Source organism: Kitasatospora sp. NPDC127067 (genome assembly GCF_042724755.1).
Lineage (GTDB): Bacteria > Actinomycetota > Actinomycetes > Streptomycetales > Streptomycetaceae > Kitasatospora > Kitasatospora lactacystinica.
Map to the genome: position 1 here is coordinate 1 of NZ_JBHXEM010000162.1, position 16,616 is coordinate 16,616.

6 protein-coding genes are annotated in these 16,616 nt (G+C 75.5%); all 6 read left to right on the forward strand.

Going from position 1 to position 16,616, the window contains the following annotated elements:
* A partial coding sequence (locus tag ACFWJ4_RS37010) for an HAD-IC family P-type ATPase (RefSeq protein WP_380552544.1) occupies positions 1-976 on the forward strand: 976 nt, incomplete at its 5' end.
* 72 nt (positions 977-1,048) lie between these two features.
* Complete coding sequence (locus ACFWJ4_RS37015; RefSeq protein ID WP_380552547.1) at positions 1,049-1,957, forward strand: siderophore-interacting protein; 909 nt, start codon at positions 1,049-1,051, stop codon at positions 1,955-1,957.
* 953 nt (positions 1,958-2,910) lie between these two features.
* A complete protein-coding gene (locus ACFWJ4_RS37020) occupies positions 2,911-4,821 on the forward strand; it encodes a glycoside hydrolase family 5 protein (protein WP_380552550.1) in 1,911 nt (636 codons plus the stop codon).
* Between the two features lie 511 nt (positions 4,822-5,332).
* On the forward strand, positions 5,333-8,389 hold the full coding sequence (locus tag ACFWJ4_RS37025) for an amino acid adenylation domain-containing protein (RefSeq protein WP_380552553.1): 3,057 nt from the start codon (positions 5,333-5,335) through the stop codon (positions 8,387-8,389).
* 55 nt (positions 8,390-8,444) lie between these two features.
* The gene (locus tag ACFWJ4_RS37030; protein ID WP_380552556.1) at positions 8,445-14,006 is read left to right on the forward strand and encodes an amino acid adenylation domain-containing protein; all 5,562 of its coding nucleotides are present in this window, start codon (positions 8,445-8,447) and stop codon (positions 14,004-14,006) included.
* Positions 14,003-16,616 (forward strand): amino acid adenylation domain-containing protein (locus ACFWJ4_RS37035; RefSeq protein WP_380552559.1); only part of this gene is annotated, 2,614 nt, incomplete at its 3' end. The genes ACFWJ4_RS37030 and ACFWJ4_RS37035, both read left to right, overlap by 4 nt.

Here is a 16,616-nt window from a genome sequence, read left to right on the forward strand (position 1 = left end):
TCTGGGGCAGGTCGACACCGTCGCACTGGACAAGACCGGCACCCTCACCGAGGGCACTCCGCGCCTCACCGACCTCCGGCCGCTCACCGGCTCCGGCCTCTCCGAGGAACGGCTGCTGGCGCTGGCGGCCGCGGCCGAGCACCCCAGCGAACACCCGCTGGCCCGCGCCGTCGTCGACGCCGCCCGCACCCGCGGGCTGACCCCGGCCGCCGCCGAGGACTTCACCTCCACCCCCGGCGTCGGGGTCACCGCCACCGTCGACGGCCGGGCCCTCGCGGTCGGCGCGCCGGCCCGGCTGATCCTGGGGCGCACCGACGCCGCCTCCGTCGAAGCCGCCGCGCTGGCCGCGGAGTTGGAGGAGCACGGGCGCACCGCCGTCCTGGTCGAGGCGGACGGCGTACCGGTCGGCGTGCTCGGCCTCGCCGACCGGCTGCGCCCGGACGCCGCCGCCACCGTCGCGTCCCTCACGGCGATGACCGGCACCGCGCCGATGCTGCTCACCGGCGACAACCCGCGCGCCGCCGCCCAGTTGGCCGCCGAGGTCGGCATCACCGACGTCCGGGCCGGACTGCTGCCGCAGGACAAGGTCGCCGCCGTCCGGGAGCGGGAGGCGGCCGGACGCAAGGTGCTGGTGATCGGCGACGGCGTCAACGACGCGCCCGCGCTGGCCGCCGCCCACACCGGCCTCGCGATGGGCCGGGCCGGCTCCGACCTCGCCCTGGAGACCGCCGACGCGGTGATCGTCCGCGACGAACTCGCCACCGTTCCGGCCGTGGTGGCGCTCTCCCGGCGGGCCCGCTCCTTCGTCGTGCAGAACCTGGTGATCGCCTCGGCGTTCATCACCGTCCTGGTGGTCTGGGACCTGGTCGCCACCCTCCCGCTGCCGCTGGGCGTGCTCGGCCACGAGGGCTCGACCGTCATCGTCGGCCTCAACGGCCTGCGGCTGCTGCGCGAGAGCGCCTGGACGAAGGTCTAGAAGGGGCGGAGAGGGTCCGCGGGGCGGGTGTTCGCGGCAGGAATATTAGGTTAGCCTCACCTAAGCTGCGATGTGCGTCGGGAGAGTACGAACCGGCGCGGCCGCGGCGTCCGCCCGTTCCGATGGAAGGAGCCCGCCCTGTCCACCGTCACCGCTCCCGCCCGCTTCGCGCTCTTCCCCCTGCGCGTCGCCCGCACCCTGAGCCTCACGCCGCACCTGGTCCGGATCACGCTCACCGGGGAGAGCCTCACCGGGTTCGTCAACGGCGGCCTCGACCAGCGGATCAAGCTGCTGCTGCCGCTCGCCGGCCAGACCGAGCCGCTGATCCCGCCCGGCGACGGCGACTTCGGCTGGTACCACAGCTGGCGGGAGATGTCCCCGGAGGTGCGCCCGGTGCTGCGCACCTACACCGTCCGCGGCCGGCGCCGCGAGCCCGACGAGATCGACATCGACATCGCCGTGCACGGGGACGCCGGCCCGGGCTCCCGATGGGCCGTCAGGGCCGCGCCGGGCGACCGGGTGGCGGTGTACGGGCCGGCCGTCGAGCAGGCCGGCGGGGTGGAGTTCACCCTGCCCGCCGACCCCGGCTGGGTGCTGCTGGCCGGGGACGAGTCGGCGCTGCCGGCCATCGCCGCCATCCTGGAGGAGCTGCCCGAGGACCTTCCCGTCCGGGTCTTCGCCGAGGTGGACGGACCGGGGGAGGAGGCCTACCTGTCGCCCGGCCGCGCCGGCGTCGAGACCGTGTGGATCCACCGCCGGGACGGCGCGCCGGGCCTGACCGAGGCGGTGCGCGCCGCCGAACTGCCGGGCGGCCGGCCGTACGCCTGGATCGCCGGGGAGGCGGCCGGGGTCCGCGAGCTGCGCCGCCACCTGGTCGGCGAGCGGGGGATGGACCGGCGCGCGGTCTGCTTCATGGGCTACTGGCGGGCCGGGCGCACCGAGGACCAGCGGGGCGAGGACGGCCCGGAGGAGGAGGCGTAGGGCCGGTTCGGCGGGGTCAGTCGGTGGTCCGCCGCTGCTGCTCCGGGAGGGGCACGATGGGTACGACCGGTTCCGGGCCGACCGCGCGGATCCGTCCGACCGCCGTCGGCCACCCCGTCCACCCCTTCCCCGCCCGGCTCACCGCTCCGTCGTGCCAGGACAGGGCGAGCGCGGAGCCCGACTCCAGCGACAGCTTCCGTCGGCGGAGCGGTTCGAGGCGGTCGGGGCCGGCGAAGGCGCCGGGGGAGAGGCGGAGCCGGTCGAGGCCGTCGATGCCGACCGAGCTCAGGTCCCAGCCGTCCTTGCGTCCGCCGCCGTCGGCGGGCGGTACGGCGAACTGGACGGTGGCCCCGGCGGCCGAGCGCTCGTGCTGGTGCTCGTCGAAGTCGACCGACAGCAGCCGCAGGACGGCCGCCCGGGGCAGCTTCGGTGGTGGCTCCGGTGGTGGGGTCCAGGGCCCGGGCGATCAGGGCCCGGTCGAAGGTGCGGGCGTCGACGGCGGCGGCGGCGACCCGGGCGAACGTGCGGTCGATCAGCCGGGCCAGGGCGCGCAGTGCTGTGGGCGGCACGATCCCCCCAGTGGTGTCGCCGTACGGGCGTGGGGTCGATGGTACGGAGCCCACCGGCCGTCCGGAGCCCGTTGGGGGATTTCGGCCGGCCCGGGCCCGCCGACGGCGACGCGGGTGGAGTGGCTGCGCCCGCTCGGCCGGGTGCTGCTGTGGATCGCGGCGGGTGCCCGGCTGCTGACGGCGGCCGGCTTCCTCGCCGCCGCGTCACGGTGGCCCCGGGTGCGCCGCGCCCTGCGGCGCGTCCGCCGACGTTCACCCGGATTTCGCCGGGAGGACGGCACGCGCCCTTCCCGCGCCTGGGGTTCCGTCATATCGTCGTCCCCCGTCGACGGCGCCGGTGCGCCCGGTCACGGCCCGAGCCACCTCACCACAGCGGGGACGATCATGAAGAGTCTTGCGGCGCGTCTGCTCGCCCTGGCCGCGGCCCTGCCGGTGCTCGCCGTCCTGGCGGCGGGCCCCGGGGTCGCGGCGCCGGACGACGGACCCGAGGCCCGGCCGGCCGCCTCCTGGACCGGACCGCTGAGCACCCGCGGGCGCTACGTGGTGGACGCCAACGGTGAGCGCTTCAAGCTGAAGTCCGCCAACTGGGCCGGCGCGCAGGGCACCTGGCAGGGCAGCGGGAGCGCCGACGATCCGGCGAACAACCAGGCCGGGCAGGTGTCGCACAACATCCCGCTGGGCCTGGACCGGGTGCCGGTGGCCCGGCTGCTGGCCGACTTCCACGGGCTCGGCGTCAACAGCATCCGGCTGCCGTTCGCCAACGCGATGATCCACGACACCGTCCCCGTCCCGGACTCCGCCGTCGCCGCCAACCCCCAGCTGCGCGGCCGGACCCCGCTCCAGGTCTTCGACGCCGTGGTGGCCGCGCTCACCGCCGACGGCTTCGCGGTGATCCTCAACAACCACACCACGAGCTACCGCTTCTGCTGCGGCCTGGACGGCAACGAGCGCTGGAACAGCGGCCAGTCGACCGCGCAGTGGGAGGACGACTGGCTGTTCATGGTGAACCGCTACAAGGCCGACAAGCGGGTGGTCGGCGCCGACCTGCGCAACGAGGTCCGCCGGGACGTCTGGGACGACCCCAACTGGGGCCTCGGCGACGCCCACGACGAGTACGCCGCCTTCGAGGAGGCGGGCAACCGCATCCTCCAGGCCGACCCGGACCTGCTGGTCGTCATGGAGGGCATCAACTGGTACGGCGTCCCCGCCGCGGGGTTCAGCCACGGCCGCCCGATGCTCACCCCGGTGCGCAACCTCTCCAACACGCTGATCGACTCCGGCAAGCTGGTCTACTCCGCGCACTTCTACGCCTACACCGGCCCGGCCAACACCGGTGCGGGCAGCGGCCCGGGATCCACCGCCGACCCGCGCTACCAGGACTTCACCCCGGAGCAGCTCGCCCGGGTGGTGGACGACGAGGCGCTGTTCGTCACCGGGGCCGGGCAGCACTTCACCGCCCCGGTGTGGATCAGCGAGTTCGGCGCGGGCGGCCGGGGCTCGACCGACGCCAAGGAGCAGGCCTGGCTGCACGCGTTCACCGACATCCTGGTCCGCGAGGACACCGACTTCGCCTTCTGGCCGCTGGTCGGCTGGGCCGACACCGCCGGCCGCCCGCTGGACACCTGGGCGCTGCTCTCCTACGGCCCCGACGGCAGGCGCACCGGCCTCACCGACCCCGGCGACTGGCGGGCCGCCGACTGGACGAGGCTGATCGACGCCCCGGCGGCGAGCGGCCCGGTGCCCGCGGTGACCCACTGGAACATGCTCGCCCTCGACCACGGCGACCAGGACCTCTCCCGGCGGATGCTCGCCCGCGCGGACTGGAGCCCGGGCAACCGCAAGGGCAACTGCCCGGACGGCCAGCGGCTGATCGCCCTCGCCCGCGGCGACAGCCGGGCGCTGTGCACCGACGCGGGCGAACCGGCCGCCGGCAGCGGCGACTGGATCACCGTCACCGACGAGCGCTACGTCACCGGGGGCGACTGGGCGTCCGGCTACGACAAGCTCCAGTGCCCCGACCGCACCTTCGCGGTCGGCTACGGCGTGCACGGCAACGGCATGGCCGCCCTGCTGTGCGCACCCGCGGCCGCCCCGCTGCCGCTGAACGGCCGCACCCTCTGGTTCGACCGGGGCGACAACCGGCCCGCGACCGGCGGTTCGGTGGCGAGCGACTGGGCGCAGGGCCGCTACAAGGGCCAGTGCGCGGACGGCGAGTACCTGGCCGGTGTCGCCTCCACCTGGCAGCGCCTCCAGTACGGGGCCCCGGCCGCCCTGCTCTGCCGCCCGCTCGCCTGATCCGGCGCCGGCCCGGGGCGGTTCCGCGGCGCCACGCGGACCCGCCGGGGTAGCGCCGGGGTGGCGCCGGGGCGGCGCGCCCCGGGCGGGGCACGGCCGGGCGAGGGCGCGGGGCCCGTCGGTGCCCCGTGGTCCGGTCGGCGGGCGGTACGACGATGACGAACGATCAGAAGGCCTCCCGGGACGGCATTCCCGCAGGCTGGACGCGTTCATGACGCCTTTGTCAGCGGGGTGGACGACCCTTGACGGCGGTGGGCATCTCTGCCAACCTCTCGGCAGGTCTGGACCAAGATCGGTCTTTTTCGTCGGGGGAGAGGACCGGCTCCGAACCGGTCGTGCGCAGGGGGGATCTGCGGGCCGGGAGGGTCGAGGCCGGAGCGGCCCGTCGGCCGGCCGGGGGCCGGTCGGACGCCACCCGGAGGCCGGGTCGCCAGAGCATCCGCGGTGCCGGCCACGTCGGCGCCCGGCCACGGGGAACGCGCCATTCACCGACTGCCGAATCGAGCCGCACATGCCACACTCCCTCCCCCTGCCCGCCTCGCCCTTCCAGCGGGGCGTCTGGTTCACCGAGCGCCTCGGCCAGGCGTACGGGGTGTTCCACATGCCCGTCCTGCTCTCCTTCGACCGGGTCGACGCCGAGGCCCTCGCCCGGGCCGTCTCGACGGTGACGACACGTCACCCCGCCCTGTCCCGGGTGTTCGTGGAACGCGACGGCAGCCTCGTGCTGGAGCCCGGCCCCGCCCCGGTCCTCGACGTGGTCGACGCCGCCGAGGAGTGCGCGCGGGGCCGGGAGAAGCGGCTGGCCGAGGACACGGCACGACCGTTCGACCTCCAGGCGGGCCCCTTGGCCCGGTTCACCCTCTACCGCGGCAGCGGTGAGGCGGCGGAACTGCTGGCCGTCGTGCACCACGCGGTCTTCGACGGGGAGTCGAAGGACGTCCTGGTGGCGGAACTCGCCGCGGCCTACGCGCAGGCCCTGGGCGAGGCCGCCCCGGCCGCCGACCGGATCCCGTCCGCGCGCCTCTCCCCGCCCGACCCCGATCCTGACCCCGACCTCGTCCGCCGGGCCGCCGACTGGTACGGCCCGCGGTGGGCCGCGGCGACGGAGCCCGTCCTCCCGGGACTGCCGCACGCCGTCACGGCCCCGGCGTCCGGCGAGTCCGACGCGTGGCGGATCGACGCGCGGGGCCGGGCGGACCTTGCCGAGGCCGCCGAGCGCTGCGGCGTCACCGTCTTCGAGTTCCTGCTCGCCGCCCTGCACGCCCTGCTGCTGCGCTACGGCGGCGAGGCCGTCCCGGTCGCCGTGCCGCTGTCCGTCCGGACCCCCGAACAGGCCGGGGAGATCGGGCTGTTCGTCAACGAGCTGCCGGTGCACGCACCGGCCGGGGTGACCGCCCGGACGTCCTTCGCCGCCTTCGCCCGGGCCGTGCGGGCCGAGGCCCGCGGCGGGTACCCGTTCCGCCCGGTGCCCTTCGGCGCGGCGGTCGGCGGCCTCACGCCGCGCGCAGGGCTGGCCCCCGTATCGTTCGGCTACCGGCGCGGCGCGGCCGCGGACCCGGTGTTCCCGGGAAGCACCGTCCGGGTGGACCGCGCGGTGTTCAACGGCGCCGCCCGCAACACCCTGCACCTCCAGGCGGTCGACACCGCCGACGGGCTCGCCTTCTCGCTCCAGTACGCTCCGGCGGTCCTGTCGCCGGACGCCGTGGACCGGATCGCCGGGCACTTGACGGCCCTGCTGGAGGCCGCGACGGCCGCGCCCGACACGCCGCTGGGCGCCCTGCCGCTGCTGGGCGAGTGCGAGCGGCACCTGGTGACGGAGGAGTGGAACGCCACCGCCCGCGCCTACCCGCACGAGCGCACGGCGCTGGACCTGGTGCGGGAGCGGGCCGCCGAGACGCCGGACGCCGTCGCCGTCAGCGCGGGCACCGAGCGGCTGACCTACCGCGCGCTGGTGGAGCGGATCGACGAACTGGCCGCCGTCCTGGGCGGGGCCGGGGTCCGCCGCGGTGACGTCGTCGCCCTGCACCTGGAGCGCTCCGCCGATCTGCCCGCCGTCCTGCTCGCGGTGCACGCCGCCGGGGCCGCCTACCTGCCGCTCGACCCCGGCCACCCCGCCGAGCGGCTCGCGTTCCTGCTCGCCGACTCGGGCGCCGCCCTGCTGGTCGCCGACCGGGAGCCGGCTGCCGACGTGGCGGCGGCGGCACCGGCCGTCCTGCGCCTCGCCGGCGGCCGCACGGAACCGACGGCCCCGGGGGCGGAGCCGGCCCCGCCCGGCGACCTCGCCTACGTGCTGTACACCTCCGGCTCGACCGGGCGGCCCAAGGGCGTGGAGATCGGGCACCGGGCCCTGGTGAACCTCCTGACCTCCTTCGCGGACCGGCTGGGCTCGGGACCGCAGGACGTCTGGCTCGGCCTGACCTCGCTCTCCTTCGACATATCCGGGCTGGAGATCCTGCTGCCGCTGGTCACCGGCGGCCGGCTGGTCCTCGCACCGGACGGCGCCGCCCTGGACGCGCCGGGCACGGTCGGGCTGATCCGGCGGGAGGGCGTGACCCATCTGCAGGCGACCCCCTCGGGCTGGCGCGTGCTGCTCAGCGCCGGGCCCCTGCCGGCCGGGCTGACCGGGATCGTGGGCGGGGAGGCGCTGCCGCTCCCGCTGGCCCGCGAGCTCCGGGGCTCCCTCGGCCGGCTGATCAACGGGTACGGCCCGACCGAGGCGACGATCTACGCCACCTGCGCCGACGTCCCCGCGGAGCCGGACGCCGTGGTGATCGGCCGGCCGGTCGCCAACACCAGGGCGTACGTCCTGGACACCGACGGCCTCCCGGTGCCGATCGGGATCCCCGGAGAGCTCCACCTGGGCGGCGACGGCCTCGCGGACGGCTACCGGGGGCGGCCCGAACTGACGGCGGAACGTTTCGTCGGGGACCCGTTCGCTGGCGGCCGGATGTACCGCACCGGCGACCTCGTGGCGTGGACGCAGGACGGCGAACTGGAGTTCCACGGCCGGATCGACGACCAGGTGAAGATCCGCGGCCACCGGATCGAACTCGGCGAGATCGAGGCCGCGCTGCTCGACCACCCAGCCGTCGCCGCGGCGGCCGTCGCCGTCCGCGAGCAGGCCGAGGGGGAGCCCGCCCTCGTCGGCTACCGGGTGCCCGCTCCCGGCAGCGCACCGCTGCCCGACGCGGACCTGCGGGACCACCTGCTGCGCACCCTGCCCGCGATCATGGTGCCCCGGCAGTTCGTCACCCTCGACCGCCTGCCGCTCACCCCGAGCGGCAAGCTCGACCGGCGCGCGCTGCCCGACCCGCCGCGCGAGCGGGCCGCGGGAGCGGCGGAGGCCGACGACGTCACGGCGGGCGTCCTGGCGATCTGGGAGGAGGTCCTGGGCGTCTCCGGCCTCGGCCCCGAGGACGACCTCTTCGACCACGGCGGACACTCGCTGACGATCATCCAGATCACCGCCCGGATCCGCGCCGCCTTCGGGGTCGAGCTCGCCTTCGACCTGTTCTTCGACGCCTCCACCCCGGCCGCCCTGGCCGACATCGTGCGAGAGCGGCGTTGACCGCCGCCGACCGCCCCTGCGCGTCCTCCCCGCTCCACGCCCGAACGGACTGCCGATGACCGACACCCAGGACCTGCCCGCAGACTGGTCCGCCACCAAACGATCCCTCCTCGCCCAGCGCCTGCGCGGTGCCGCGGCCCCGGTGCGGGTGGTCGAGCCCCGCCCGGAGGGCAGCGCCCCGCCCCTGTCCAGCGGACAGGAACGGCTCTGGTTCATGGACCAGTTCTCGCCCGGCGGGACGGCCTACACGCTCGCCCCGGCCCGGCGGCTGCGCGGCCCGCTGGACCGCTCGGCGCTGGACACCGCCCTGGCCGCCCTGGTGGCACGGCACGAGGGCCTGCGGATGACCTTCCCGGTCACGGAGGACGGCAGGGCCGAGGTCCTGATCGCCGAACCGGGCCCCTTCGCCGCCGCGTTCGTGGACGCCTCGGACGACCCCGACCCCGGCCGAAGAGCCGCCGACGAGATCGGGGCGCTGGTCGCCAGACCCTTCGACCTCGCGGCCGGGCCGCTGCTGCGCGCCCTGCTCGTCCGGCTCTCCGCCGAGGACCACGTCCTCGCCCTGGTCATGCACCACATCGTCGGCGACGGCTGGTCGATCGACATCCTCAACCGCGAACTGGACCTGCTCCACGCCCGGTACGCCCACGGCGCGGAGAACGAACTCCCGCCCGTCCCCGTCCAGTTCGGGGACTACGCGCGCTGGCAGCGGGACCGGCTCGACAGCGGCGCCCTGGCCGCCTCCCGCGACTACTGGCGCACCGAACTCGCCGACGTCCCCGCCCTGGAACTGCCCGTCGACCGCCCCCGGCCGCCGCTGCTCACCTTCGACGGCGCCGCCGTGGAACTGCACTGGAGCCCGGAACTCGCCCGCGCCGTCGCCGAGTGCGCCCGCGCCCGCGGCGCGTCGACGTACATGGTGCTGATGGCCGGGCTCCAGGTGCTGCTCGGCCGGCACACCGGCCAGCGGGACTTCGCGATCGGTTCGGCCGTGGCCGGCCGTCTCCACCGGGAACTGGAGGCGGTGGTCGGCGCCTTCGTCAACATGCTGCCGATCCGCGCCCGGCTGGAGGAGGGACTCACCTTCGGACAGCTGGTCGGCCGGGTGCGGGAGACCACGCTGAACGCCTACACCCACCAGGAGGTGCCCTTCGAGCAGATGGTCGCCGACCTGGACATCGAGCGCGACGTCAGCCGCTCGGCGGTGTTCCAGGCCACCTTCGCGTTCCAGAACTACGGCGACCGCGCCGCCTCCACCGCACCCGCCGCCACCGCGGAGGGATTCGGGCACGCGGCCACCACGAGCCACTCCGACCTCGCCTTCTACCTGCGGGAGAAGAAGGACGGCGGGCTCTTCGGGCTGATCACCTATCGGACCGACCTCTTCGACGCCGACACCGTGCGACGGCTCACCGAGCGCTTCGAGGTCCTGATGACGGCGGCCACGGCCGATCCGGACCGGGCCGTCGAGGACCTGCCGGTGACGATCGGCACCGAGCACCGCGACCTGGTCGAGGAGTGGGCGGCCGGCCCGGCGCTCCCCGAGGACGGGCCCGGAACGCTGACCGCGCTGCTCGCGGCGGCGGCCCGGCAGGCGGGCGACCGCCCCGCGCTGGTCTTCGAGGACGCCACCGTCACCCACCGCGAACTCGACGCGCGGGCGACCGCCCTGGCCCGGCGGCTGCGGGCGCTGGGCGTCGGCCGGGACGACCGGGTGGCGGTGTGCCTGGAACAGTCCCCGGACCTGGCGGTCGCCCTGGTCGCCGTGCTGAAGGCCGGTGGCTGCTACCTGCCGCTGGACCCGGAGCAGCCGCCCGCGCGGCTCTCCCACCTGGTGGCCGACGCGGACGTGCGGGTGCTGGTGACGGACTCGGAGCTGCGGGAGCGGTTCCCCGCGTACGGGGGCGCGGAGCTGCTGGTGGACCGCGCCGACCCCGCGCCGAACGGAGTGCCGCAGGACGCGCCGCTCGCCGAGGTGTCCGGACCGGACGACCTCGCGTACGTCATCTACACCTCCGGCTCCACCGGGCAGCCCAAGGGCGTCGCGGTGCAGCACCGCGAGATCCTCAACTACCTGGCCGGCGTGCGGGAACGGCTGCGGATCGAGCCCGGCGCCCGCTACGGGCTGCTGCAGTCCCTGTCGTTCGACTTCAGCATCACGATGCTCTACCTGGCGCTCACCACCGGCGGCCGGGTGCACCTGCTGCCGCGGCGCATCGCCGGCGCCGAACTCGCCGCACACATCGAGGCGTCGGCGCTCGACTACCTCAAGATGACGCCCTCCCACCTGGCCGCGCTGTCCGCCGACGCCCCGCTCGAACGCCTGCTGCCGCGCCGCGCCCTGGTGCTCGGCGGGGAGGCCTCGTCCTGGGCCTGGGCCGCCGACCTGGCCGGCCGGGGCGGCTGCGCGGTGTTCAACCACTACGGCCCCACCGAGGCGACGGTCGGCGTCACCGTCCACGAGGTCCTGCCGGGGGAGCACGGCCCGGGGAACACCCCGATCGGCACCCCGCTCGCCGGTGCACGCTGCTACGTCCTGGACGGCGCCGGGCGGCCGGTGCCGCCCGGCGTGACCGGCGAGCTGTACCTCGGCGGGGACCGGCTGGCCCGCGGCTACCTGGGCCGCCCCGAGCTGACGGCGGAACGTTTCGTCGAGGACCCGTTCGCCGGCGGCCGGATGTACCGCACCGGTGACCTGGCCCGCTGGCGGCCGGAGGCCGGGGGAGGCGTGCTGGAGTACCTGGGCCGCGCCGACGACCAGATCAAGGTCCGCGGCTACCGGGTCGAGCCCGGCGAGATCGAGGCCGCGCTCACCGCGCTGCCCGGCGTCACCCAGGCCTTCGTCACCGTACGGGGCGAGGGGATCCGGCAGAACCTCGTCGCCTACCTCGAACGCGCGGCCGACGCGGCCGTCCCCGCCGCGGCCGAACTGCGGGTGACGCTCGGCGAGGTCCTGCCGGACTACATGGTCCCCGCCCGGTACGTCGTCCTGGACCGCCTGCCGCTGCTGGCCCACGGCAAGGTCGACCGCAAGGCGCTGCCCGAACCCGAGGACACCGCCCCGGCCGCCGGACACGTCGAACCCGAGGGCGACACCGAGACGCTGATCGCCGCGATCTGGGCCGAGGTGCTCGACGTCGCGAAGGTCGGCGCCCTGGACGACTTCTTCGAGATCGGCGGGCACTCGCTGCTCGCCACCCAGGTCGTCGCCCGGCTGCGCCGCACCTTCCCCGACCTGCCGACCCCGGTCGGCGTGATGGACCTCTTCCGCTTCCCGACCGTCCGGCAGCTCGCCGGGCTCGTCGCCGACCCGGGTGCCGACCGCGGACCGCGGGGGCTGCTGCACCGGCTCACCCCCGAACGCCGCCGCACCACCGCGAGCGTGGTCTGCGCCCCCTACGGCGGCGGCAGCGCGCTGATCTACAAGCCGCTCGCCGACGCCCTGCCCGAGGACTGGGCGCTGCACTCCATCGCCGTCCCCGGCCACGAACTCGGCGAGGAACCGATGGACGTCGACGAGGTCGCCGACCGGTGCGCGCGCGAGATCGTCGAGGGCGTCGAGGGCCGGATCGTGCTGTACGGGCACTGCGGGGTCGGCGTGCGCCTCGCCGTCGAGATCGCCCGCCGGGTCGAGGCCGCCGGCCGGGAGATCGACGCCGTCCACCTCGGCGGCATCTTCCCCTTCGCCCGCCCCAGGGGACGCGGCGCGGCCGTCGGCGAGCGGTGGGCCGAACTCCTCGACCGGATGCGCAGCGACCAGGACATGATCAACGGTCTGGCCGCCGCCGGGATGGACACCGACGACCTGGACCCGGAGCAGCTGCGGCTGATCGTCCGCAACCGCCGCACCGGCACCAAGGACGTCGAACGGTACTTCACCCGGATGTTCGGGACCGAGGGCGGACGGATCAAGGCCCCCGTGATCGCGGTCTGCGGCGACCGCGACCCGGCCACCGAGTTCTACCAGGAGCGCTTCCGCGAGTGGCACCGGATCGCCGACACCACCGCCGTGGTGGTCCTCGACGAGGCCGGCCACTTCTACCTCAAGTACCGGGCCGCCGAACTCGCGGCCGTCGTCACCGGCGTCCACCGGTCGATCGCCGCGGGGGAGGAGGACCGCCACCGCCGGACGGACGGCGCCACCTGGTGGCTGGCCGGGCTCTCCCGGGACGCCCAACGGCCGGTCACGCAGGACGCGCAGGCGCCCGTCCGCCCGACCATGCGCCGCTTCCTCACCGTCGCCTCCGGGCAGCAGGTGTCGATGATCGGATCGGCGCTCACCGAGTTCGCCCTCCCGGTCTGGATCTACCTGCGCACCGGCTCCCTCGCCCAGTTCGGGCTGCTGGCCGCCTGCGGCCTGGTGCCCGGCATCCTCGCCGCCCCGATCGCCGGAGCGATCGTCGACCGGGGCGACCGGCGCCGGACCATGCTCCTCGGCGACCTCGCCGCCGGCCTCACCCAGGTCGTCCTGCTCCTGCTGTACACCACCGGCGGCCTGGAGGCCTGGCACGCCTACGCGCTCGTCGCCGTGCTGTCCGCCGCCCTCTCCTTCCAACGGCTGGCCTGGAACGCGGCCGTGCCGCAGCTCGTCCCCAAGCGCTACCTCGGCCGCGCCAACGGCGTGGTCCAGATGGCCTTCGGCCTCGCCCAGTTCCTCGTCCCGCTGTTCGCCGTCGGCCTGCTCGCCGCCATCGGACTCGGCGGCATCCTCGCCCTCGACGTGGCCGGCTACGCGGTCGCCATCGGCGTCACCCTGGCCGTGCGCTTCCCGGACGTGATGGGCTCCACCCGGCGGGAGAGCATTCCCGCCGAGATCCGCGAAGGCTTCCGACGGGCCCTCGGCAGCAGCCACTTCCGCGCGATGCTGCTGTACTTCGCGGTCCTGAACGTCTTCCTCTCCCCGCTGTTCCTGCTCACCACCCCGCTCGTGCTCTCCTTCGCCCCGCTCTCCGCGGCCGGCTGGGTGTCCACGGCGGCCGGCCTCGGCGCCGTGCTCGGCGGGATCACCCTGGTGGCCTGGGGCGGCCCGCGCCGACGGAAGCTGCGCGGGGTGCTGCTCGCCACCCTGGCGGTCGCCGGGGCCTGCCTGCTCACCGGGCTGCGCCCGTCGATCTGGACGGTCGCCCTCGGCGCGTTCGGCATGACCTTCGCGCTCGCCCTGCTCAACGGCGCCTACGCGACCATCGTGCAGACCAAGGTGCCGCTGCGCTTCCACGGCCGGGTGATCGCGGTCAACACCATGGTCGCCTGGTCGACCCTGCCGGTCGGGTTCGCCGTCGTCGCCCCCTTCGGCCCCGGACTCCTCCAGCCGCTGATGGACCGCGGCGGCGCCCTCGCCTCCACCATCGGCCGGCTCATCGGCACCGGCGAGGGCCGCGGCATCGGACTGCTCTACCTGCTGTTCGGCCTCGCCATGGCCGCCCTCGCGCTGGTCTGCCTGGCCGTCCCGGTGCTGCGGCACTTCGACCGGGACGTCCCCGACGCCGAGCCCGACGACCTGGTCGGCCTCAAGGCCATCCAGGACCGGGCCGCCGGCACCGCCCTGCCGTCCAGCGACGCCAACGCCGCCGCGCCCACCCTCCCGCACCGCTCCGAGACCGAGGTGACCGTCCGGTGACCACCACCGCCACCCACCCGTTGACCGCCGAACAGCGCCGGCTCTGGTTCCTCCAGCAGCTCCACCCGGACGACGCCGGCTTCAACATGTACCTCAACCGGCGCTGGACCGGGCCGCTCGACCCGAGGGCCCTGCGCACCGCCCTCGGCCGGCTGGCCGAACGGCACGAGATCCTCCGTACCCGCTTCGGGTACGACGACCCCGAGGCCGCGGAGCCCGTCCAACTGGTCCAGCCCCCCGCCGCGATCGACCTGGTCACCCTCCGGCTGCCCGAGGGAGCCACCGAGGCGGACTTCACCGACGCCTGCCGCCCGTACGTCAACGCGCCGTTCGACCTCGCCGCCGCGCCGCCCCTGCGCGCGACCCTGATCAGCGCGGGGGAGCGGGAACACGCGGTCAGCGTCGTCGTCCACCACATCGTCGCCGACGGCTGGTCCTTCCGCACGATGTGGCGCGAACTGCTGGCCCTCTACCGCGAGGCGATCGGCGAGGCACCGGCCGGTCTTCCCGAACTCCCCTTGCAGTACGGCGACTTCGCCCGCGCCGAACAGGCCAGGACCGGCGGGGAGGCGGGCGAGGAGGCGTTCCGGTTCTGGGCGGACCGGCTCGCCGGCACCGGAGCGCTGCGCCTCCCGTTCGACCGGCCGAGACCGTCGGACCCCACCAGACCCGCCGGCTTCGTCACCGTCGATCTCGGCCCCGAGCTGACCGCCGCCCTCGACCGGCTGGCCCGCCAGGAGCGGTGCACCCCGTTCATGGTGCTGCTCACCGGCTACCAGTGCGTGCTCGCCCGCTGGACCGGCTGCCGGGACTTCGTGGTCGGCACCCCGCTGGCGGGCCGCACCGAGGCGGCGCACGAAGCGCTGCTCGGCTACTTCAACCGCACCGCGGTGATTCGGTCGGACCTGACCGGGGACCCCGACTTCCGCGGGGTGCTGAAGCGGACCAGGTCCGCCGCGCTCGCCGCCCTGAGCCGTCCCGACGCCCCGGCCGAGCGGCTCGCCGCCCACCTCGGCCTGCCCGCGGACACCGGAGCCGGACCGCTCTACCAGGCCGTCTTCGTCCACCAGAGCCAGAACGACCTCGCGGACGGCTCCGGTGAACCCGCGCTGCCCGCGGGCGTCCGCACCACGAGCATGGACTCCGGCTTCGAGCAGGCCAAGACCGACCTGCTGCTCGACAGCTGGCGCACCGCCGACGGCGGCATCACGCTGTCCTTCTGCTACGACCGCGAGCTCTTCGACCGGGAGACCGTCGAGGCGCTCGGCGGCCGGTGCCGCGAGCTGTACACGCGGATCGTCGAGGACCCGGAACTCCCCCTGCACGGCGACTGGTTCGTCGGAGCGCGGGAGCGGGCGGCGCTGCTCGCCCTGGGCGCGGGGCCGACCGCTCCCGCCACCGTGCGAACGGTGCTGGAGCGGTTCGCGGACCAGGCCGCCGCGCGGCCGGACGCGCCCGCCCTGGACTGCGACGGCCGGACGCTGTCCTACGCCGAACTCGATCGGCGGTCCACCGAACTGGCGCACCGGCTCGGCCCGGTGGCCGGCCGGGTGGTCGCGGTGTCGATGGCGCCCTCCTTCGACCTGGTCGTCGCCCTGACGGCGGTCTGGAAGGCCGGCGCCGCCTACCTCCCGCTCGACCCGGCCCACCCCGAGGACCGCCGCGCCCTGATGGTCCGCGAGGCCGACGCCGTCCTCACCCTCACCGGCGCGGACCCGACCGGCGCCGGTACCGCCGATCTGCCCGGCGCCGGGACCGCCGACCTCGCCCCGCCCGACCCGCGGGGCCTGGCCTACGTCCTCTACACCTCCGGGTCCACCGGCACGCCGAAGGCCGTCGCCGTCGACCACTTGGCGGTGTCCGCCCGGGTCGACTGGATGACGGGCCCGGACGGCTACGCGCTGGGCCCCGCCGACCGGATCGTCCAGTTCGCCTCCCTCGGCTTCGACACCCACGTGGAGGAGCTCTGGCCGGCCCTGGCGGCCGGGGCGTGCGTGGTGCTGCTGCCCGGCGGCGGCCGGACCCTGCCCGACCTGCTGGACGGCCCGTCCGGCCGGTCCGTCACCGTGCTCGACCTGCCGACCGCCTACTGGGAGGAGCTCGTCGGCCTCGGCGAGCAGACCCGCTGGCCGGAGGCACTTCGCCTGGTGGTCATCGGCGGTTCCGAGGCGCGCGCCGACACGGTCGCCCGGTGGCGCCGACGGCACGGGGACGCCGTCCGGCTCGTGAACACCTACGGCCCCACCGAGGCCACCGTGATCGTCACCGCGGCCGAGCTGACGGCCGCCGACACCGAGCGCCGGCCCTCGCTGGGCCGCCCGCTGCCCGGGGTCGGGCTGCACGTGCTGGACGAGCGCGGCGGGCTGCTGCCCCGGGGAGCCGAGGGCGAGCTGTACATCGGCGGCAGCGGCCTGGCCCGGGGCTACCTGGGCCGGCCCGACCTGACCGCGACCGCCTTCGTGCCCGATCCCTTCCTCGGCGGCGTGATGTACCGCACCGGGGACCGCGCCCGGTGGCGGGCGGACGGCCGGCTGGAGTTCCTGGGGCGCGGCGACGCCCAGCTGAAGCTGCGCGGCTACCGGATCGAGCCCGCGGAGATCGAGTCCGCGC